The organism is Streptomyces sp. BK79, from assembly GCF_044142145.1.
GTDB lineage: Bacteria > Actinomycetota > Actinomycetes > Streptomycetales > Streptomycetaceae > Streptomyces.
In genome coordinates this window covers 386,292-406,539 of record NZ_JBHVOC010000003.1, presented here as the reverse complement: position 1 = coordinate 406,539, position 20,248 = coordinate 386,292, and the positions used below count along the sequence as shown (strand labels likewise).

Sequence of the window (20,248 nt, the reverse complement as noted above, 5' to 3'; positions counted from 1 at the left end):
CGTGCGGGCCGAGGACCGGGTGGCGCGGGTGCGCGGGCTCCTGGAGTCCGTACGGGCCCAGGGGCGCTCCGCGCTGACCGCGCCCGAGGGCAAGGTGCTGGCCGACGCCTACGGGATCGCCGTACCGGGCGAGGAACTGGCGCGGGACGTCGACGAGGCGGTGGCGTACGCGGCGCGGTTCGGCGGGCCGGTCGTGATGAAGATCGTCTCGCCGGACATCCTGCACAAGACCGACGCCGGCGGGGTGGTCGTCGGGGTGGAGGGGGCGGCGGACGTACGGGCCGCGTTCCGCCGGATCGTCGACAACGCGCGCGCGTACGACGCGTCGGCGCGGATCGAGGGCGTGCAGGTCCAGGAGTTGCTCCCCGCCGGGCAGGAGGTCATCGTCGGGGCGGTGACCGATCCGACGTTCGGGAAGGTGGTGGCGTTCGGGCTCGGCGGTGTGCTGGTCGAGGTGCTCAAGGACGTCACCTTCCGGCTCGCGCCCGTGGCCGCCGATGAGGCGCTGTCCATGCTGGACTCCATCCGGGCGGCTCAGGTGCTGCGCGGGGTGCGCGGGCGGACCGGGGTGGACCGGTGGGCGCTCGCCGAGCAGATCCGCCGGGTCTCCGAGCTGGTCACGGACTTCCCGGAGATCGCCGAGGTGGACCTCAACCCGGTGATCGCCACGCCCGCGGGTGCCGTCGCCGCCGACATACGGGTGATCCTCGCGACCGAGGCGCCCAAGGAGCGCCGCCGGTACACGCGCGAGGAGATCCTCACCTCGATGCGCCGTCTGATGGAGCCCACGTCGGTCGCCGTGATCGGCGCCTCCAACGAGAGCGGCAAGATCGGCAATTCGGTGATGCGCAACCTGGTCGACGGCGGCTTCGCGGGCGAGATCCACCCGGTGAACCCCAAGGCCGATGACATCTTGGGCCGCAAGGCGTACAAGAGTGTCACCGACGTTCCCGGCGAGGTGGATGTGGCGGTCTTCGCGATCCCCGCACGGTTCGTGGCGGCGGCACTGGAGGAGGTGGGACGCAAGGGCGTCCCCAACGCCGTCCTGATCCCCTCCGGCTTCGCGGAGACCGGCGAGCAGGCGCTCCAGGACGAGATCGTGGCGGTCGCCGAACGGCACGGCGTCCGGCTGCTGGGCCCGAACATCTACGGCTACTACTCGACCTGGCAGGACCTGTGCGCCACGTTCTGCACGCCGTACGACGTCAAGGGCGGGGTCGCGCTGACCTCCCAGTCGGGCGGCATCGGCATGGCGATCCTGGGCTTCGCACGGACCACGAAGACCGGCGTGTCGGCGATCGTCGGACTCGGCAACAAGTCGGACCTGGACGAGGACGACCTGCTGACCTGGTTCGGCGAGGACCCGCACACCGAGTGCATCGCGATGCACCTGGAGGACCTCAAGGACGGGCGCGCGTTCGTCGAGGCCGCGCGGGCGACGGTGCCGAGGAAGCCGGTCGTGGTGCTCAAGGCGGGACGTACGGCGGCGGGCGCGAAGGCCGCCGGGTCGCACACCGGGGCGCTGGCCGGGGACGACGCCGTGTACGACGACATCCTGCGGCAGGCCGGTGTCATCCGGGCGCCCGGTCTGAACGAGATGCTGGAGTACGCGCGCGCGTTGCCGGTGCTTCCCGCGCCGAAGGGCGACAACGTCGTGATCATCACCGGGGCCGGCGGGAGCGGGGTGCTGCTGTCGGACGCGGTGACGGACAACGGGCTGTCGCTGATGGAGATACCGCCTGACCTGGACACGGCGTTCCGCGCGTTCATCCCGCCGTTCGGGGCGGCGGGCAACCCGGTGGACATCACGGGGGGCGAGCCGCCGTCCACGTACGAGGCGACGATCCGGCTGGGTCTGGAGGATCCGCGCGTCCATGCCCTGGTCCTCGGCTATTGGCACACCATCGTCACTCCCCCCATGGTGTTCGCCGAACTCACCGCGCGCGTGGTGGCCGAGTTCCGCCAGCGCGGTGTCGACAAGCCCGTGGTGGCCTCCCTCGCGGGGGACGTGGAGGTGGAGGAGGCGTGCCAGTACCTCTTCGAGCGCGGGGTGGTGGCGTACCCGTACACGACGGAGAAGCCGGTGGCCGTACTCGGTGCGAAGTACCGGTGGGCGCGGGCCGCGGGGTTGCTGGGGGGCGGTTCATGAGGTGAGGCGACGTGGGGCCGGCCGACGGGTGCGCGTCGGCCGGCCCGGGACCCGCGCGCGCACGGAAGGCATGGGACAGGGGGCGCTGGCCAGATCTTTCGACGCTAGGGGTGCAAACGACATGACAACCACCGATGTCACACGGGTCGCCGCCTACCGGGAGGTGACCGACAGGAACGGGCGCGTCTATCGCGTGGGCGAGTCCGACATCGACATCATGGGGCGCAAGCGCAAGTGGATGGTGATCCTGCCGTGGATCGGCATGATGGGCATCTCCTCAGCGGAGTACGCGTTCGCGTCCGCCGAGGACACGCTCCACGAGGCCCACCACTGGTCCAGCGGCAACATCTACTGGATGATGACCGCCTGGGTCTTCTGCCAGGCCGCCGTCGCCTTTCCGGCGGGACGGCTGCGTGAGAACGGCAAGCTGCCGGCGCGTTGGGCGATGATGCTGGGGGCGGTCGGCACGCTGCTCGGCTATCTGTCGCTGGCGTACGCACCGCACGTCTCACTCGCCTTCATCGGGTTCGGCGTGTTCAGCGGCATGGGTGCCGGCATGGTGTACGCGACCTGCGTCAACATGGTCGGCAAGTGGTATCCCGAGCGCAGGGGCGGCAAGACCGGATTCGTCAACGGCGGTTTCGCCTACGGCTCGGTGCCGTTCGTCTTCATCTTCCACGGTTACATGGACGTGTCGAACTTCCGCTGGGTGCTGGTCTCGGCAGGTGTCTTCCTCGCCGCGACGGTGGCCGTCGCCGGCTTCTACTTCCGGGACCCGCCGAAGAACTGGTGGCCGGCCTCCATCGACCCGCTGAACCCGCCGGACGACCCGCGGGCGCGGCGATCGCTGGAGAAGAACCCCCCGGCCGTCAAGCAGTACTCCCCGCTGGAGGCGTGGAAGACCGGCCGGGTGGCGCTGATGTGGTTCTGTCTCGCCTGCACCTCCGGGGTGAACATCTTCGGCATCGCCTTCCAGGTCGACATCGGTGAGGAGGCGGGCTTCGCCGCCGGGATCGTGGCCACCGCGATGTCGCTGAAGGCGATCGTCAACGGCACCGGGCGCGGTGTCATCGGCTGGCTCTCCGACCTCTACGGCCGCAAGCAGTGCCTGCTCTACGTGTGCGCGATCCTGGGCCTCGCCCAGTTCGGCATCATCTGGTCGGCCGAGATCAAGAACCTGCCGCTGTTCCTGGTCTTCTCCGCCATCTCCGGTTTCGGCGGCGGTGCCATCTTCCCGATGTTCGCGGCCCTGACGGCGGACTACTTCGGCGAGAACAACAACGCCACGAACTACGGGATGGTCTACAGCTCCAAGCTCGTCTCCGGTCTGGGCGCGGGCATGGGTTCCGTGGTCGTCGGCGCCTGGGGCTACAACGGGGCCTTCACCCTGGCGGGCTGCATCTCGATATTCGCCGGCTTCATGGCGATGTTCCTGCGGCCGCCGGGCCGCCCGAAGAACAAGCGTGTCACGCCCAACCCGCGGCCGCTGGGCGAGGGATGACCCGACGGAGCTTCCTCGCACGACCGGGCGGCCCCTCCCGCTGTACGCGGGAGGGGCCGCCCGGTCGTGTTCCGGGTTTTGGGGTCAGCGGCGGCGCTTGCGCAGGGCCGCCAGGTTGTCGTAGCTGATCTTGGCCTCCCGAAGTGACTGCGCGGGGTCGGTGGCGCTCGGAGAGTTGTCGTCCTCGATCATCGGGTTGTGGTAGTTGCGCTCGCCGACCCGTGAGAAGAACGTCGTGTAGTCGATGACGCCGGTGCCGAAGGGCACCATGTCGTAGCCCATGCCGTTGGTGGTGCTGACGACGCCGTCCTTGGCGTGGAACAGCGGGTAGCGCTTGTTGTTGCGGGCGACGAGCCCGGCCGGGTCGAAGACGTTCTCGCGCGTGGAGCCGTCGTGGGCGGTGTACGTGTGGAACTTGTACTGGGCGACGTGCGCCCAGAAGATGTCCATCTCCAGCCAGACCAGCCTGGGGTCGGTCTTCTTCAGGAAGTACTCCAGCTTGCGGATGCCGGAGCTGCGGGTCGGGCGGCCCTGGTCGTCCAGCGGGCCGCCGTCGAGCAGGAAGCCGTAGGCCCCGTCGTGGTTGTGGGTGTAGAGCTTGATGCCCTCGCGGCGGGCGATCGCGCCGAGGGCGTTCCACTTGTCGGCGGCCACGTCCCAGTCGGCGCGGTGGGAGCTGCCGGTGGGGTCTCCGCCGGTGCCCATGTGGTCCATGCCGAGGATGTTGGCGATCTCCAGGTTCTTCTTGAAGGTGTCCAGGTCCGCCGTGGTCAGTGGCCAGGAGGGCGGGATGAAGCCGTGGTTGCCCTGGGCGCGCAGACCGTAGTCGTCGAGCCAGGAGCGCAGCAGCTTCGCGCCCTCGACGGACTCCAGGCTGGCTCCGCCGGGCGCGTTGGCGTGCTGGCGGTAGCCCGCGAACTCCACCTGGCGGTAGCCGTGCCGGGACAGCTGCTTGAACACCTCGCGGAAGCCGGAGGGAAGGTCGGTGGCGAGGGGGTCGCGGCCGGTGGCGTCACGGACGGTGTAGAGGATGATGCCCCGCTTGTGCGCCGGGACGAGGACCTGCCCGCCGTGCCCGTGGCCGTGGTCATGGCCGTGGCCGTGGTCTCTGCCGCGGTCCTGTGCCAGGGCGGGGCCGGCGCCGAAGACGGGGGCCGCGACGGCTCCGGCCGCCACGGCGGTGCAGGTGCTGAGGAAGCGGCGCCGGTTCACGCCGAGGGTGCGGCGCAGGCTCTCGTCCGGGCCGTCGGCGGCCGGGGCGGTGGCGGCGTCGGTGCGGGAGGGGTCGGGGAACAGGGTCACGGGTGCCTGCCTTCTACGTCGTGGCCTGCCCTGATACCGCGGGGCGGGCCGTTGTCAGTGCCGTGTGTTTCACTCTCAGTAGTCGGATCCCGGGGGCCGCACGTGGTGCCGCGTCAGCCGAGTCCGGCGAGCTGGAGCAGGAGTTGTTTGACATCGGTGGCCGCGACGCGGTCTCCGACAGCGCGGGGGGTGGAGCAGATGAGGAGCGGACCGTCGTCGTCGCTCGCGGGGAGGCGGCCGTGGCTGCCTCGAATAGGTGAGGGGTCCAGGGGCACGACCGCCATGCGGTAGCGCATGCCGAGTTTCTTGCGGGCCAGGGCGGTGGCCGCCTTGACCTTGACGTAGGGGTCGAGGGGGTCCATGAACAGCTCGACCGGGTCGTAGCCGGGTTTGCGGTGGATCTCGACGAGCTGCGCGAAGTCGGGCGCGCGGTCGTCGTCGAGCCAGTAGTAGTACGTGAACCAGGCGTCCGGCTCCGCCACGGCGACGAGTTCGCCGGCGCGCGGATGGTCGAGGTGGTGTGCCTTCTTGCCCTCGTCGTCGAGGAGCTGCTCGATCCCGGGCAGCCCTTCGAGCGCGGCGCGGGCCGCGTCGAGGTCCTCGGGGCGGCGGACGTACACGTGGGCCACCTGGTGGTCGGCGACCGCGAAGGCGCGGGAGGCCATCGGGTCCAGGTACTCCATGCCGTCCTGGGTGTGCACCTCGAGCAGTCCGGCGCGGCGCAGGGCGCGGTTGATGTCCACGGGCCGGTTCACGCGGGTGATGCCGTACTCGGACAGCGCGACGACGGTGCGGCCCTCGGCGCGGGCGTCGTCGAGGAGCGGGGCCAGCGCCGCGTCCAGGTCGGCGGCGGCCTTCAGGGAGCGGGGGTCGTCCGGGCCGAAGCGCTGCAGGTCGTAGTCGAGGTGAGGGAGGTAGCAGAGCGTGAGGTCCGGGTGCCGGGTGGCCATGATGTGCCGGGTGGCGTCGATGATCCACTGGCTGGAGACCAGATCGGCACCGGGTCCCCAGAAGTGGAAGAGGGGGAAGGTGCCCAGTTTGCCGGTGAGTTCGTCGTGCAGGGCCGGGGGGCGGGTGTAGCAGTCGGGTTCCTTGCGGCCGTCGGCGTAGTAGACGGGACGAGGGGTGACGGTGATGTCGGTGTCGGCGCCCATGGCGTACCACCAGCAGATGTTGGCGACGGTGTAGCCGGGGTGGGCGCGGCGGGCGGCGTCCCACAGCTTGTCGCCGGCGACGAGTCCGTTGTGCTGGCGCCACAGCAGGACGTCGCCGAGTTCGCGGAAGTACCAGCCGTTGCCGACGATGCCGTGCTCGGAGGGGTGGGTGCCGGTGAGGAAGGTGGACTGGGCGGCGCAGGTGACGGCGGGCAGGACGGTGCCGAGAGCGGCGCGGGAGCCGGACTGGCCGAGCTGCTTGAGGTGGGGCATGTGGTCGAGGAGGCGGGGGGTGAGGCCCACGACGTCCAGGACGAGGAGGGGGGTCGGTCCGGCGGAGGGCGCCGGGCCGTCGGAGGAGGCCGGTCCGTCCGAGAGGTGGGGTCGGGTCATGGCAGTTCCTTCAGGCCGAGGTCCGTCAACAGGTCGCGGGCGAGGGTCAGCTCGGCGGCGATGCCGTCGGTGAGCTGGGCGCGGGCGCGGGGTCGCAGCTCGGGCGGGAGGGCCTGCCAGGTGTAGGTCTCGACCTCCAGATGGCGGGTGAGCGGGTGCGGGCCGCCGACGAGCCGGGTCAGCGCGGCCTTCAGTACGTCGAGTGTGGAGGTGAGGGGCGCGGCGGGGGCCGCGTGCAGCGGAACGTGGAAGTGCGCGCGCCAGGGTGCGGTGTCCGGCAGCGGACCGCCGTCCGCGAGGGCCTCGTCGAGGTCGTCGGTGCCGCGCAGGGCGGTGGTGTCGGTGTCGCCGGTGGAGGGGGCGACGGTGGTACGGGTCTGGTGCAGGAAGCGGGGCTCCGCGAAGGCGGCGAGGGCCTCGCGGACTTCGGGTCGGGAGGGGTGTTCGGCGTGCAGGGCGGCGGAGAGCTGGGACTTGACGACCGGGACGCGGGCCGCGGTCAGGGCGTCCAGGGCGGCGTGCGGGTCCTCGAAGGAGGTGGCGAGGTGGCAGGTGTCGACGCAGACGCCGATGCGGTCGTGGGCGATCGCGGTCAGCGGCGCGATGGCGTCGCGGGTCGTCTCCACGACACAACCGGGCTCGGGTTCCAGCCCGACGCGGATGGAGCGGCCGGTCAGCTCCTCCAGGGCGTCGAGGCGTTCGGCCAGGGTGTCCAGGGCGGTGCGGGCCTTGTCGGCGCGGGCCTCGTCGTACGCGGTGCGCCAGGCGAGCGGCAGGGTGGAGATGGTGCCGTCCGTGACGTCGTCGGGCAGGAGGCCGGCCAGGACGCGGGCCAGGGAGGTGGTGTGGTCGAGGCGTTCGGGGTCGGCCCAGTCCGGTGTGTAGACGCGGTACTTGACCTCCTCGGCGCCGAAACCCTGATAGGGGAAGCCGTTGAGGGTGACGACCTCCAGGCCGCGCCGGTCGAGTTCCGTGCGCAGGCCGCGCAGCGCGGAGGGGTCGGTGACCAGGGCGTGGGCCGCGTCCCTGGCGAGCCACAGCCCGATGCCGAGGCGGTCGCGGCCGAGGCGGCGGCGCACCGGCTCGCAGTGGTCGCGGAGTTGGGCGAGGACGCCGTCGAGGGTCTCGGCGGGGTGGACGTTGGTGCAGTAGGCGAGGTGGACGGTGGTGCCGTCGGGGTGCCGGAAGCGCATGGGTCACTCCCCGCCGCGCAGGATGGAGTTGCCCTCGTGCGTGGCGTCGGGCGAGGTCACGTCCAGGCTCAGGCGCCCGCTGAGTCCGTAGAAGGCCACGGGGTTGCGCCACAGGACACGGTCCACGTCGTCCTCGGTGAAGCCCTCGGCGAGCATCAGGTCGCCCACCTTGCGGGTCTTCAGCGGGTCGCTCTTCCCCCAGTCGGCAGCGGAGTTGACCAGGACCCGGTCCGGGCCGTACTCGCGCAGCAGGGCGACCATGCGGGTCTCGTCCATCTTGGTGTCCGGATAGACCGAGAAGCCGAGCCAGGCGCCGCTGTCCTTGGCCTCCTTGACGGTGGTCTCGTTGAGGTGGTCGACCAGGACCCGGTCGGTGGGCAGCGCGGACTCGCGGACCACGTCCAGGGTGCGGCGCAGCCCGGTGAGCTTGTCGCGGTGCGGGGTGTGCACGAGGGCGGGCAGGCCGTGGTCGGCGGCGAGCTGGAGCTGGGCGGCCAGGGCGGTGTCCTCGGCGGGGGTCATCGAGTCGTAGCCGATCTCGCCGACCGCCACCACCCGGTCCTTGACGAGGTAGCGGGGCAGTTCGTCGAGTACGGGGAGGCAGCGGGGGTCGTTCGCCTCCTTGGGGTTGAGGGCGATGGTGCAGTGGTGGGCGATGCCGTACTGGGCGGCGCGGAAGGGTTCCCAGCCCAGGAGGGAGTCGAAGTAGTCGCGGAAGGAAGCGGGAGAGGTGCGGGGCTGGCCCAGCCAGAACGCCGGTTCGACGACGGCGCGGACACCGGCCGCGTACATCGCCTCGTAGTCGTCGGTGGTCCGGGAGGTCATGTGGATGTGGGGGTCGAAGATGCGCATCAGGACTCCTTGCCGTGGGGGTCGTCCGTGGCGTTCGCCGGGCTCCGGGACTCGGCCAGGGCCAGGACGCGGTGCAGGTCCTCGGGGACGGGACGGCCGGCGGCGGTGCGTTCGGCGGCGTAGTCGGCGAGCATGCGGGCGAGTTCCTGATCGCCGCCGGCCCGGCGGTCGAGGTCCGCCACGCGGTCGAGGGGGACGCCCGTGAACAGGCACTTCAGTACGGCGTGGCGCCACTGGTGGGCGTCGAGGTGCCGGGCGGCGTAGGGGCCGAGGGCGGCGGCGACGAGGCGGGTGTCGTTGGTGCGCAGGGCGTCCTCGACGAGCGGGAGGGCGTCGGGGCCGGGCACCAGGTGGGGCAGCGCGTACAGGACGGCGCGGCGTTCGTCGGCGGTGCCCTGGGAGTAGACCCGGGCCAGCGCCTCGGTGTCGGCCCGGGCCGCGTGCAGGACCAGGACGCGGGCGGCGTCGGCGTGGGCGGGGCCGCAGCGCCGGCCCGCCTCGGCCAGGCGCAGCTCCCACACGGAGATCGGGCCGTGGGTGCCGGGGTGGGCGGTGGCCTCGTCCAGGGCCTGGTCCAGCCAGGCCCGCGCCGCTCCACCCAGCTCGGCGGTGAGGGCGGCACGCAGGTCGGCGGGCGGGACGTGGGCGGGGGTGGTGCCCTGGGAGTCCTGCCCGGCGGGGGTGCCGGCCGCGTCCCGGCCGGCGGCCGCCCCCCGGGTGCCGGGGGTGGCGTGGGGGGCGTGTGGCTGCGTCATGGGGTTGCTCCCTTCAGTGGGTGGCGGAGGGCTCGCCCGAGCGGTTCGTGCGGGGGGAGGCCGCCGCGGCCCGGCGGAGGAACGGGAGGGAGCGTTCGGCGAAGAGCGGACCCGCGTGGGAGTGCCGGGGCAGTTCGACGACGGTCAGTCCCTGGTAGCCGGTGGCCGCGAGGGCGTCGAGGACGGGCGGGAAGTCGATCTCGCCGTCACCGAAGGGGAGGTGTTCGTGGACGCCGCGGCGCATGTCCTCGATCTGGACGTGCCGCAGCCAGGGGGCGGCGGCGCGTACGCAGTCGGCGGGAGGGAGGGGTTCGAGGCACTGGCAGTGGCCGAGGTCCAGCGTGAGGCCGAGGTTCTCGGGGTCGCCGAGGGCACGGCGCAGCCGGTGGAAGCCGGCGAGGGTGGCCAGGAGATGGCCGGGCTCGGGCTCCACCGCGAGCGGCACGCCGGCGGCGTCGGCGGCGTCCAGGACCGGGGCGAGGGTCTCCGCCAGGCGTTTCCAGGCCGTCTCCTCGCCGGTCCCCGGCGGGGTGATGCCGCTGAAGCAGTGCACGGCGTGGGCACCCAGGTCGGCGGCGACCCGGACGGCGCGGACGAGGAGGCCGGCGCGGCGGGCGCGGTCGTCCGGGTCCGGATCGAGGAGGGAGGGACCGTGCTTGCGGCGCGGGTCGAGTACGTAGCGGGCGCCCGTCTCCACCGTGACGCCCAGACCGAGCGCGTCCAGACGCCGCGCGACCCGGCGGGTGCGGGCGGCGAGGTCGTCGGCGAGCGGGTCGAGATGCATGTGGTCGAGGGTCAGGCCCACGCCGTCGTAACCGAGGTCGGCGAGCAGGGCGAGGGCGTCGTCGAGACGGAGGTCGGCGAGACCGTTGGTGCCGTAACCGAAGCGGAGGGGGGACGAAGCCCCGGCACCCCGTTCCCGCCGCAGGCCCACCGGCGCGGGCGCGGAGGCGGAAGCCGAAGCGGAGGCGGAGGCGGATGCGGCGTCCTCCGCGCGTTGGTTCGGGTTTCGGCTCATGTGATGCTCACCTTCCTCATCCCGCCCCTCCTCGCGAACATCCGGCCGGCCGGGGCGAGGGCGGCGACCAGGAGGGACGTGGCCCTCGCGCCGGAGCGGGCGGCGAGGGCGGCCTGGAGCGGGATCGTGGCCCGGATGCCGCCGCCGACGGCCCGTTGGGTGAGCGGGGGTGAGGGGTTGAGCACGGCGTGGAAGTAGGGCCGGGCGGCCGTGGCCGTGTACGCGGCGGCCAGGGCGGCGGTGAGGGCGCCGCCGGCCCCGGCCGGGCGCGCCGGCGGGGTGGGGCCCGGCAGGCCGGGGGCGGCTGCTGCCCGCCGGCCTGCCGGGAGTCGGGTGCGGCGGTGGGTGACCAGCGCGGTCAGCGCCCCCGTCGTCGCGAGGGCCGCCAGCGGGGCCAGGGCCGAGCCACCGGTGGTCTCCCGGCGGGAGACGGCCGTGACCGCCAGGGTGTGGCTGCCGAGCAGCGCGGCGGAGGGCAGTGCGGCGCGAGTGCCGCCGCCGGTGGCTGCCGCGCCCAGGAGCAGGTCCAGTCCCCGGGCGGCGGCCATGGCCGCCGGGCCGGCTGGCGTGTGCTTCAGCGCCAGGTCGTAGGCCCACACCGTGGCGGCCAGCGGCGCGGCCACCGCGAGGGCCGGGCGTCCCGCGGCGGCGGCCAGTGCCAGTCCGGCGCCGGTGAGGCCGCAGGCCGCCGCGAAGGCCGCGGCGGGACGGACACGACCGGAGGGGAGCGGGCGGTGCGGGCGTTCCGCCGCGTCCTCGGCGCGGTCCGCCCAGTCGTTGAGGGCCATGCCGGCCTCGTACAGGCACAGGGAGGAGCCGATGGCGAGCAGGGTCCGGGGACCGGGCCGCGCACCGGCCGCCGCAGCTCCGGCCAGGGCGTCTCCGGGGACCGTGAAGAGGGCGGGAAGGCGCAGCAGTTCAGCCCAGGCGCGGGGGTCCGGGCCACCGGTGCGGCCACCGGACGTACGGCGGCGGGCCCCGGGGGTACGGCGGCGGGCGGTGCCGTCGGAGGTGTTCGCCCCGAAGTCCCCGGGGAGGGGGCCGTCCGTCACCGTGCCCCCGGCCGGCCCACCGTCCGCCACCGTCTTCCCGGTCGCTCCCCCGGTCGGCGTGGGCGTGTCCCCGGTCGTGTCCCCGGTCGCTCCCCCGGCCGGCGTGACCGTGTCCCCGCCCGTGCCGCCGGGTGTGTCCCCGGTCGGGGCCGCCGTGCGGCTCATCGCCCCGCTCCGCGGTCGTCGTCGGCGCCGTCGCGCAGGCGTCCGGCGAAGTGCCTCAGCTCCCCGTACTGCTCGGCGAGGGCGGAGGGGCCGTCGCCGACGGGGTCCTTGAAATAGAAGCCCAGTTCACCGAGCGGGCCGGACAGGCCCTTCTCCCGGGCGCGTACGGTCAGCCGGGCCAGGTCGAGGACGAGGGGGGCGGCGAGCGCCGAGTCGCAGCCCTGCCAGGTGGTCTGCAGCACCATGCGGGCGCCGAGGAAGCCGTCGAAGGCGATGTGGTCCCAGGCCGTCTTCCAGTCGCCGAGCGCGGGCACGTCGTCGATGTGGACCTCGCCCTCGGGCGCGGCGCCGAGGGTGTCGGCCAGGACGCGTTCCTTGCCGGCGTTCTTGGCGGCGGCGGCCGCGGGGTCGGCGAGGGCGGCGCCGTCGCCGCCGCCCAGGAGGTTGGTGCCGGACCAGGCGCGTACGGCGAGGGCGCGCTGCAGGAACATCGGCCCGAGCACGGAGCGCAGCAGGGTCTGCCCGGTCTTGCCGTCGCGGCCCGCGTAGGGCAGGCCGGAGGACTCGGCGAGCGGGGCCAGCGCCGGGTGGTGCAGGCCCGTGGAGGGGGTGAAGTTGACGTAGGGGCAGCCGGCGCGCAGGGCGGCCGCGGCGTAGAGGGAGCTGGGCGGCAGCGTGCCGTCGGTGGGGGCGGGCTCGGTGGAGGCGACGTTCACCACGACGGTGCCCGCGAGGCCGTGACGGTGCGAGAAGTCGCGGATGTCGGCCGCGAACACGTCGATCCACTCGTCCTGGGTGCGCTCCGGGCCGCCGTCCGTACCCCCCGGCAGGGGCCCGCCGGGCCTGATCTCCCGGTCGGCGGCGACGAGTTCGGCGTGCACGGCGGACGGCAGACCGTGCGGCAGGACGCCGCCGGCGGCGAGGTGTTCGGCGCGCTTGGGCAGGGGGCAGTCGAGGGTGTCGTGACCGCCGAAGACGAGGGAGGCGAGCGGGGGCAGCCCGCAGGAGGTGAAGTCGGGGGTCTCGGTGACCATGCCGGTCGGCGGGTGGAGCCCGGCGGCGACGGCGGCGCAGCCGGCGATCGCGGTCGTGGCGACGGAGCCGCGTGCCCCGATGAGCCAGACGCCGAAGCGCGGGGCCGTGGAGGGGGTGGCGGGGGACGGTTCGGCGGACATGGGCAGCCTCCTTGTCGTACGCGAACCGGGTGGGAGTGTGCCGGAGGCGGACGAGCGGGGTGCCGGGCGCGGGGCCCGGCGGGACGGCGGGCGGAGGTCCGGCGTCCTCCGCCCGCCGCCGTTCCGGTAGCCCTAGGAGGACAGTTCCTTGAGCTGGATGTTACGGAACGAGACCTGGTCGGCGGCGCCGTGGTTCTGGAGGCCGATGTAGCCGTCCGTCAGGCTCCGCTGCGGGTCCTTGTTGGTGAAGTCGTTGATCTTGACTCCGTTGAGGAACACCTGGAGGCGTTCGCCCTGGACCTTGATCTCGTAGGAGTTCCACTGGCCGGGCGGCCGCAGGACCTGGTCACGGGCCTTGATGTTCGCCGACTTGAAGGAGTAGACGGAGCCCGTGGTGCGGTCCGCCGCGTCCGTGGCGTCGATCTGGATCTCGTAGCCCTTGTTCACCGCGGACCAGGGGTCGTCGGAGGCGGGGAAGCCCACGAAGATCCCGGAGTTGTCGTCGCCCCGCATCTTCCAGTCGAGCTTGAGCGAGTACGACTTCAGCTCCTTGGCCTGGTACCAGAGCAGGCCCATGCCGCCCTCGGAGACCAGGGTGCCGTCCTGGACGACGAACTTCCCGGGGCCGGCCTGCTTCCAGCCGTCCAGGGTCTGGCCGTTGAAGATCTTCCGGTAGTCCTTGCTCGGCTTGCAGTCCGCCTTGACCTGGCCGGTGGCGTACTGCATGCCGCCGAGCAGGTGGGTGCGGAACGCCTCGTCGGCGTAGGACTCCTTGGTGTGACCGCCGCCGGTGTAGAAGGAGCGGCCGCCGCCGTAGTTCTGGCACCAGGCGATCGGGTGGTCGCCCTTCATGTTCCCGCCCTGGTAGGTGGTCTCGTCCAGGGTGGCGAGGACCTTGGCCTGCTCACGCGGGTTGGTGCGGTAGTTGTACCACTCGTCGGTGCGCTCCCAGGCGTCGCCGAGGTGCGCGGTGGACGGGTGGTCGTGGTCGTGGACGCGCACGGTGGCCTTCTGGATGGCCGGGTGCGAGTCGAAGTAGGCGCCGACCAGGCCGCCGTAGAACTCCCAGTCGTATTCGGTGTCGGCGGCGGCGTGGACGCCCATGTAGCCGCCGCCGTTCTTGACGTAGTTCTCGAACGCCTTCTGCTGGTCGGCGTTGAGGACGTCACCGGTCGTCGACAGGAAGGCGACCGCGTCGTACTTGGCGAGGTTGGCCGTGGTGAACTGTCCGGCCTCCTCGGTGGCGGTGACGGAGATGCCGGCCGGGGCGCCCAGTTCCTTCAGGGCGGCGACACCCTCCGGGATGGAGTCGTGCCGGAAGCCGGCCGTCTTGGAGAAGACCAGGACCTTCTTGCCGTCCTTGAACGGCTCCTTGGAGAACTCGAAGTCGTCCACGTCGAACAGCGCGCCGTCACCGCCCCGGAAGACCAGGTAGATGTCGGTGGTCTTCTTGGGCAGGGCCCGCAGCGGCACGTCGACGTCCTGGAACGTCTCCCAGCCGCCGGTCGGCGGGATGTGCGCCGAGCCGTGCAGCGGGCCGTCGGGCGAGCCGGTGCGCAGTTCGAGGAATCCGCCGGCGCCGCCGGAGGACGCCCGCACGGTGAGCTTCTTCTGCCCGTCGAACTTGTAGGGGCTGAAGGAGATCCAGTCGCCGTCGTGGACGTCGCCGACGGTCTTGCCGCCGTTGGCACCGGTCTTGTCGATGACCGCGACGCCCTGCTGCTTCGTGAAGTGCTCGGCCTGGCGGTGCAGCGGCTGGAGCACGGTGCGCGCGGTGCCGGTCAGGGCCTCCTGGCCGTTCGCCCCGCCGTCGGTGTAGCTGGCGCCGACGACGCCGTAGATGTTGGCGTTGGGGTCGTGCCCGCCGTCGCCGGGCGGCGGGTTGAGGGTGCCCTCACAGCCCATCTCGCTGGTCAGCTCGTGGGCGTGGGAGTCGTGGCCGAGGCTGTAGGCGACCTTGACCTTGGAGCAGTCGATGGTCTCCTCGGGGTCGGTGACGGTCACCTTGAAGGGGACGGGCTCACCGAAGGCGGCCAGGGTGCCGTTGCCCGGGACGTCGATGCGCACCTTGGGCTCGGTGTTGCCGACCACGATCCGGACGCTGGCGTTGCCGGTGTTGCCCTCGGGGTCCTTGGCGGTGAAGGTGGCGGTGTAGGTGCCGACCTTCTTGTACTGATGGGTGGGGGTCAGGCCCTCGCCCTTGGTGCCGTCGCCGAAGTCCCAGCTGTAGGTGAGGTCCGGGGAGTCGGCGTCCTTGACGGAGGCGGTGAACTTCACCTTCAGGCCGGCCGCGCCGGACGTCTTGTCGGCGCTGACCTCGGCGATCGGGGAGAAGCCGTCCTCGGCGTTCTCGATCCGGTACAGCGCGGAGTTCTCGTCGCCCTGGAACCAGGAGACGCCGTAGTCGAGGACGTAGAGCGCGCCGTCGGGGCCGAACTCCATGTCCATGATCTGGGTGCCGGTCCACGGGAAGTCGTTGATCTTGGCGACCGTGCCGTCGGCGTTCTGCTCGATCCGCTTGATCCAGCGGCGGCCGAACTCGCCGGCGAAGAAGTCTCCGTCGAACTCCTCGGGGAACTTCACGGAGGAGTCCAGCTCGGGGTCGTAGCGGTAGACCGGGCCCGCCATCGGGGACTCGGAGCCGCTGCCGAACTCCGGCACGCTGCCGCCGTCGTACGGGATCCAGGCGGCCTGCGCGGGCGGCAGGTCGACGAGGCCCGTGTTGTGCGGCGAGGTGTTCTTCGGGGCGGCGCAGTCGAACTTCTCGCCGGAGGTCTTGGTGGCGAAGTCGTAGTCGACGTAGGCGTCGTTGTCGCCGGTGCAGAACGGCCAGCCGAAGTTGGCGGGCTTGGTGACCTTGGCGAACTCGACCTGGCCGGCGGGGCCCCGGTTCGGGTCGGCGGAGCCGGCGTCGGGGCCGTAGTCGCCGACGTAGATCGTGCCGGTCTTGTCGTCGACGCTCATGCGGAACGGGTTGCGGAAGCCCATCGCGTAGATCTCGGGGCGGGTCTTCTCGGTGCCCGGCGCGAAGAGGTTGCCCTCCGGGACGGTGTACGAGCCGTCCTCGGCGACCTTGATGCGCAGGATCTTGCCGCGCAGGTCGTTGGTGTTGCCGGAGCTGCGGCGGGCGTCGAACGCCGGGTTGCGGTCCGGGCGGTCGTCGATCGGCGTGTAGCCGTCGGAGGCGAAGGGGTTGGTGTCGTCGCCGGTCGACAGGTAGAGGTTGCCCTCGGCGTCGAAGTCGATGTCACCGCCGACGTGGCAGCAGGTGCCCCGGGAGGCCGCGACGTCCAGGACCTTCTTCTCGCTGGCGAGGTCCAGCGTGCCGTTGGCGTTGAGGACGAACCGGGAGAGGCGGTTGACGCCGTCGAACTTCTTGAAGTCCTCGGCGGTGCCGGTCTCCGGGGCGTCGCCCGCGGGGGTGTCGAGCGGCGGGGCGTAGTAGAGGTAGATCGCCCGGTTGTTCTCGAAGTCCGGGTCGATGCCGACGCCCTGCAGGCCCTCCTCGTCGTGGTTGTAGACGTCGAGCTTGCCGGCGACCTTGGTGACGCCGCCCTGGTCGGTCAGGCGCAGTGTGCCGTCCCGGGCGGTGTGCAGGACGCTGCGGTCCGGGAGCACGGCGAGCGACATGGGCTCGCCCATCTCGGGTTCGCCCTTGGCGAGCGGCACCTGCTGGAACTGTCCCTCGGCGGCCGCCGGTTCGTCGTGCTCCGGGTGGCCGGGGTGGGCGCCGGCCACGGTCGCCGGAGTGCCCACCGCCAGCAGCAGGCCGGTGAACAGGGCGAGGCCGGTGCGCAGTCGGGGACGCCTCTTGGTGCGGGTGCTCTTGAGTCTGGTTCTGTGCACGAAGTCCCTCCGGGAACGGAATGGGCCGTACGGGATGGGTCGTGGACGTGCGGTGCGGGCGCCGGGGTGCGCCGTCACCCCGGAGGCGGGAGTGGTGTCCTGAACACTTCAGGGACGGTAACCGCGTTCTGCCGGGGCCGACACCCCTTGGACCAGGACCGGTTGAACTTTTTCCCAATGCAGGACAAAGCGGTATCAGGGCAGGCCGGACCGAGGGCCGGCGGTGGTGCCCGGCCCCCTTCCCGACCTGCCGTCGGGCGGACGGTTCAGCTGTTGAAGGCGGCGTCGAAGGACGCGCTGGGCGGCTCGAAGTCGAAGGCCTTGAGGCGGGTGAGAGCCTCGGGGGCGCCCTGGAGCCGGTCCATGCCGGCGTCCTCCCACTCGACGGAGACGGGGCCCTGGTAGTCGATGGAGCGCAGCATGCGGAAGACGTCCTCCCACGGGACGTCGCCGTGGCCGGCCGACACGAAGTCCCAGCCGCGGCGCGGGTCGCCCCAGGGCAGGTGGGAGCCGAGCCGTCCGTTGCGGCCGTCGAGGCGCTTGCGGGCCTCCTTGCAGTCGACGTGGTAGATCCGGTCGCGGAAGTCCCACAGGAAGCCGACCGGGTCGAGGTCCTGCCACACGAAGTGGGAGGGGTCGAAGTTGAGGCCGAAGGCGGGCCGGTGGTCGACGGCCTCCAGGGCCCGCTGGGTGGTCCAGTAGTCGTAGGCGATCTCGCTGGGGTGGACCTCGTGCGCGAACCGCACGCCCTCGGCGTCGAAGACGTCCAGGATCGGGTTCCAGCGGTCCGCGAAGTCCTGGTAGCCGCGCTCGATCATCGACTCGGGGGCGGGCGGGAACATCGCGACCAGGTGCCAGATCGCGGACCCGGTGAACCCGATGACGGTGTCGACGCCGAGGCGGGCGGCGGCCCGTGCGGTGTCCTTCAGCTCGGCGGCGGCCCGCTGCCGCACGCCCTCCGCGTCGCCGTCGCCCCAGATGCGGGCGGGCAGGATGGCCTCGTGGCGTTCGTCGATGATGGCGTCGCACACCGCCTGGCCGACCAGGTGGTTGGAGATGGCCCAGCACTTCAGCCCGTACTTGTCGAGCAGTTGGTGGCGGGATGCCACGTACGAGGGGTCGGCCAGGGCCTTGTCGACCTCGAAGTGGTCACCCCAGCAGGCGAGCTCCAGGCCGTCGTAGCCGAAGTCGCGGGCGAGGCGGCAGACCTCCTCCAGGGGAAGGTCCGCCCACTGACCGGTGAAGAGCGTGAAGTTGCGCGGCATTCGCTGCCAGCCTCCTCAGGGGGCGATCGGGGTGTAGACGGAGTTCTTCTCGGCGCTCTCCTCCACCGCCGCGAGCACGCGCTGCACCTGCAGCCCGTCGGCGAAGGAGGGTTCGGGCCGGCGGCCCTCGGCGACGGCGTGGACGAGGTCGCGCGCCTGGTGGACGAAGGTGTGCTCGTAGCCCAGCCCGTGGCCCGGCGGCCACCAGCCCTCCAGGTAGGGGTGCTCCGGCTCGGTGACGAGGATGCGCCGGAAGCCGGCGTGCTCCCCGGGCTCCGTACCGTCGTGGTACGACAGCTCGTTGAGTCGCTCCAGGTCGAAGGCGAGCGAGCCGCGCTCTCCGTTGAGTTCGATGCGCAGGGCGTTCTTGCGGCCGGTGGCGTACCGGGTGGCCTCGAAGGAGACCAGGGCGCCGGAGGTGAGGCGGCCGGTGAACACGGCGGCGTCGTCCACGGTGACCTCGCCCGTGACCCCGTCCGCGGAACCCGCCGACAGGCCCCGGGAGGCCCCTTCGGGCAGCGGGCGTTCCCGTACGAAGGTCTCGGTGAGCGCGGAGACGCCCGCGATCCGCTCCCCCGTCAGGTACTGCGCGAGGTCGACGATGTGGGCGCCGAGGTCGCCGAGGGCGCCCGATCCGGCCAGTTCCTTGCGCAGCCGCCAGGTCAGGGGCGACCTGGGGTCCACCAGCCAGTCCTGGAGGTACGTCACCCGCACGTGCCGCAGCCGCCCGACCCGGCCCTCGGCCACCATGCGCCGGGCCAGCGCGGTGGCCGGCACCCGGCGGTAGTTGAACCCGACCATCGCCAACTGGCCCCGCGCGTGCGCCTCGTCGGCGGCCCGGGTCATGGCCTCCGCCTCGGCGACGGTGTTGGCGAGCGGCTTCTCGCACAGGACGTGCTTGCCGGCGGCGAGCGCGGCCAGCGCGATCTCGGCGTGGCTGTCGCCGGGGGTGCAGATGTCGACGAGGTCGATGTCGTCCCGTTCGACCAGGGCCCGCCAGTCGGTCTCGGTGCTCTGCCAGCCGTGCCGGTCGGCCGCGGTCCGGACGGCGTCGGCGTCCCGCCCGCAGATCGCCGCCAGGACCGGGTTCAGCGGCAGGTCGAAGACCCGGCCGGCGGTGCGCCAGCCCTGGGAGTGGGCGGCACCCATGAAGGCGTAGCCGACCATGCCGACCCGCAGGGGCGGTCTGGTCGCGGATGCCCCCGTCGCCGTGGTCCCGGTCCCGTCGCCGGGTCCGGTACCGGTGGCTGACGCCTCCGTCCCGGCCCCCTCGGGCTGCTGCGGCTGTCCCATGCGGATGTCCTCCTCGTCGTGGTGGCGCGGTGGGGGGTGGGGCCCCGCCCGACGGCCGGCTGGTCAGGCCGGCCGTGGGGCGGCGGCCCTCACTTGAAGCCCGTGGGCATGTACTGGTCGACGTTCTCCTTGTCGACGACGGCCGAGTAGCAGGTGACCGTCGAGGGGATCTCGAACTCGGCGAGCCCGCTGACACCCTTGCCCTGGCCGAGGGCGCGGGCCAGGTCGATCGCGGAGGCGGCCATGGTCGGCGGGTAGAGCACGGTCGCCTTCAGGACGCCGCTGTCCGCCTTGATGGCCTGGAAGGCGGAGAGCGCGCCCGCGCCGCCGACCATCAGGAAGTCGTCGCGGCCGGCCTGCTCGATGGCGCGCAGCGCGCCGACGCCCTGGTCGTCGTCGTGGTTCCACAGGGCGTCGAACTTCGACTGGGCCTGGAGCAGCTGGGACATCTTGGCCTGGCCGGACTCGACCGTGAACTCGGCGGCCTGGCGGGCCACCTTCTGGATGTTCGGGTAGTTCTTCAGGCCGTCGTCGAAGCCCTGGGTGCGCTGCTTGGTCAGTTCCAGGTTGTCCAGGCCGGCCAGCTCGATGACCTTGGCGTTCGGCTTGTCCTTGAGCTTCTCGCCGATGTAGTGGGCGGCGTTGAGGCCCATGCCGTAGTTGTCGCCGCCGACCCAGCAGCGGTACGCCTGAGGGCTGTTGAAGATGCGGTCGAGGTTGACGACCTGGATGCCGGCGCGCATGGCCTTCAGCCCGACCTGGGTGAGCGCCTTGCCGTCGGCGGGCAGGATCACCAGGACGTCGACCTTCTTGTTGATGAGGGTCTCGATCTGGCCGATCTGCTGGGCGGTGTCGTTGGAACCCTCGGTGGTCTCCAGCGTGACGTCCGAGTACTTCTCGGCGCGCTTCTGCGCCTGGTCGTTGACGGCGTTGAGCCAGCCGTGGTCGGCGAGCGGTCCGGCGTAGCCGATGGTGACCTGCTTGCCGGGCTTGTCGTCGGCGGCCGGCTGGGTGTCGGCGGCCTTGTCCCCGCCGTCGTCGGGGTCGTTGCTCGTGCACCCGGTGAGGACGGCACCGGCGGACACGGCGGCGGCTCCGAAGAGCAGTCCTCTGCGGCTCGTGAGTTGCGTCATGG

General features: G+C 72.2%; 14 protein-coding genes. 2 read left to right on the top strand and 12 right to left on the bottom strand.

From position 1 onward, the window contains the following. Position 1: 1 nt before the first annotated feature. Positions 2–2,149 carry an acetate--CoA ligase family protein gene (locus tag ACFIF2_RS05600; RefSeq protein WP_395571363.1) on the top strand — a complete coding sequence of 716 codons (2,148 nt, stop codon included), beginning with the start codon at positions 2–4 and terminating at the stop codon, positions 2,147–2,149. Positions 2,150–2,270: 121 nt separating this feature from the next. Continuing rightward, positions 2,271–3,650, top strand: coding sequence for an OFA family MFS transporter (locus ACFIF2_RS05595; protein WP_395571362.1), 1,380 nt, complete (start codon positions 2,271–2,273; stop codon positions 3,648–3,650). 84 nt (positions 3,651–3,734) lie between these two features. Here ACFIF2_RS05595 and ACFIF2_RS05590 read toward each other — a convergent pair whose 3' ends face one another. The 12 genes from ACFIF2_RS05590 to ACFIF2_RS05535 all read right to left on the bottom strand — a co-directional run bounded on the left by ACFIF2_RS05590 (position 3,735) and on the right by ACFIF2_RS05535 (position 20,246). Beyond that, the gene (locus tag ACFIF2_RS05590) at positions 3,735–4,952 is read right to left on the bottom strand and encodes a sugar phosphate isomerase/epimerase family protein (protein WP_395571361.1); all 1,218 of its coding nucleotides are present in this window, start codon (positions 4,950–4,952) and stop codon (positions 3,735–3,737) included. Positions 4,953–5,065: 113 nt separating this feature from the next. Next, positions 5,066–6,499 carry a nucleotide pyrophosphatase/phosphodiesterase family protein gene (locus ACFIF2_RS05585; protein ID WP_395571360.1) on the bottom strand — a complete coding sequence of 478 codons (1,434 nt, stop codon included), beginning with the start codon at positions 6,497–6,499 and terminating at the stop codon, positions 5,066–5,068. Further along, positions 6,496–7,692, bottom strand: coding sequence for a metabolite traffic protein EboE (gene eboE, locus ACFIF2_RS05580; RefSeq protein ID WP_395571359.1), 1,197 nt, complete (start codon positions 7,690–7,692; stop codon positions 6,496–6,498). The genes ACFIF2_RS05585 and eboE overlap by 4 nt, the downstream gene beginning before the upstream one ends. Before the next feature lie 3 nt (positions 7,693–7,695). Continuing rightward, positions 7,696–8,544 (bottom strand): TatD family hydrolase, encoded by an 849-nt coding sequence (locus ACFIF2_RS05575; RefSeq protein ID WP_395571358.1) that lies wholly within the window; start codon positions 8,542–8,544, stop codon positions 7,696–7,698. Beyond that, positions 8,544–9,299: an EboA domain-containing protein gene (locus ACFIF2_RS05570; protein ID WP_395571357.1), complete on the bottom strand. Its 756-nt coding sequence runs from the start codon at positions 9,297–9,299 to the stop codon at positions 8,544–8,546. Before ACFIF2_RS05570 ends, ACFIF2_RS05575 begins: the two co-directional genes overlap by 1 nt. Before the next feature lie 13 nt (positions 9,300–9,312). Next, complete coding sequence (locus ACFIF2_RS05565) at positions 9,313–10,317, bottom strand: sugar phosphate isomerase/epimerase family protein (protein ID WP_395571356.1); 1,005 nt, start codon at positions 10,315–10,317, stop codon at positions 9,313–9,315. After that, positions 10,314–11,534 (bottom strand): SCO3242 family prenyltransferase, encoded by a 1,221-nt coding sequence (locus ACFIF2_RS05560; protein ID WP_395571355.1) that lies wholly within the window; start codon positions 11,532–11,534, stop codon positions 10,314–10,316. The genes ACFIF2_RS05565 and ACFIF2_RS05560 overlap by 4 nt, the downstream gene beginning before the upstream one ends. After that, entirely contained in the window at positions 11,531–12,709 is a 1,179-nt protein-coding gene (locus ACFIF2_RS05555) for an inositol-3-phosphate synthase (protein ID WP_395571354.1), read from the bottom strand. Before ACFIF2_RS05555 ends, ACFIF2_RS05560 begins: the two co-directional genes overlap by 4 nt. 132 nt (positions 12,710–12,841) lie before the next feature. Beyond that, the gene (locus tag ACFIF2_RS05550; protein ID WP_395571353.1) at positions 12,842–16,555 is read right to left on the bottom strand and encodes a ThuA domain-containing protein; all 3,714 of its coding nucleotides are present in this window, start codon (positions 16,553–16,555) and stop codon (positions 12,842–12,844) included. Positions 16,556–16,821: 266 nt separating this feature from the next. Beyond that, entirely contained in the window at positions 16,822–17,820 is a 999-nt protein-coding gene (locus ACFIF2_RS05545) for a sugar phosphate isomerase/epimerase family protein (protein WP_395571352.1), read from the bottom strand. Between the two features lie 15 nt (positions 17,821–17,835). Then, on the bottom strand, positions 17,836–19,113 hold the full coding sequence (locus tag ACFIF2_RS05540; protein WP_395571351.1) for a Gfo/Idh/MocA family protein: 1,278 nt from the start codon (positions 19,111–19,113) through the stop codon (positions 17,836–17,838). An 89-nt stretch (positions 19,114–19,202) separates the two neighbouring features. Continuing rightward, positions 19,203–20,246 (bottom strand): substrate-binding domain-containing protein, encoded by a 1,044-nt coding sequence (locus tag ACFIF2_RS05535; protein WP_395571350.1) that lies wholly within the window; start codon positions 20,244–20,246, stop codon positions 19,203–19,205. Between the last annotated feature and the right edge of the window lie 2 nt (positions 20,247–20,248).

Coding starts and splice junctions, on each gene's coding strand:
- ACFIF2_RS05595 (WP_395571362.1), top strand. CDS start 2,271: ATGACAACCACCGATGTCACACGGGTCGCCGCCTACCGGGAGGTGACC.
- ACFIF2_RS05585 (WP_395571360.1), bottom strand. CDS start 6,499: ATGACCCGACCCCACCTCTCGGACGGACCGGCCTCCTCCGACGGCCCG.
- eboE (WP_395571359.1), bottom strand. CDS start 7,692: ATGCGCTTCCGGCACCCCGACGGCACCACCGTCCACCTCGCCTACTGC.
- ACFIF2_RS05575 (WP_395571358.1), bottom strand. CDS start 8,544: ATGCGCATCTTCGACCCCCACATCCACATGACCTCCCGGACCACCGAC.
- ACFIF2_RS05570 (WP_395571357.1), bottom strand. CDS start 9,299: ATGACGCAGCCACACGCCCCCCACGCCACCCCCGGCACCCGGGGGGCG.
- ACFIF2_RS05565 (WP_395571356.1), bottom strand. CDS start 10,317: ATGAGCCGAAACCCGAACCAACGCGCGGAGGACGCCGCATCCGCCTCC.
- ACFIF2_RS05560 (WP_395571355.1), bottom strand. CDS start 11,534: ATGAGCCGCACGGCGGCCCCGACCGGGGACACACCCGGCGGCACGGGC.
- ACFIF2_RS05555 (WP_395571354.1), bottom strand. CDS start 12,709: ATGTCCGCCGAACCGTCCCCCGCCACCCCCTCCACGGCCCCGCGCTTC.
- ACFIF2_RS05545 (WP_395571352.1), bottom strand. CDS start 17,820: ATGCCGCGCAACTTCACGCTCTTCACCGGTCAGTGGGCGGACCTTCCC.
- ACFIF2_RS05540 (WP_395571351.1), bottom strand. CDS start 19,113: ATGGGACAGCCGCAGCAGCCCGAGGGGGCCGGGACGGAGGCGTCAGCC.
- ACFIF2_RS05535 (WP_395571350.1), bottom strand. CDS start 20,246: ATGACGCAACTCACGAGCCGCAGAGGACTGCTCTTCGGAGCCGCCGCC.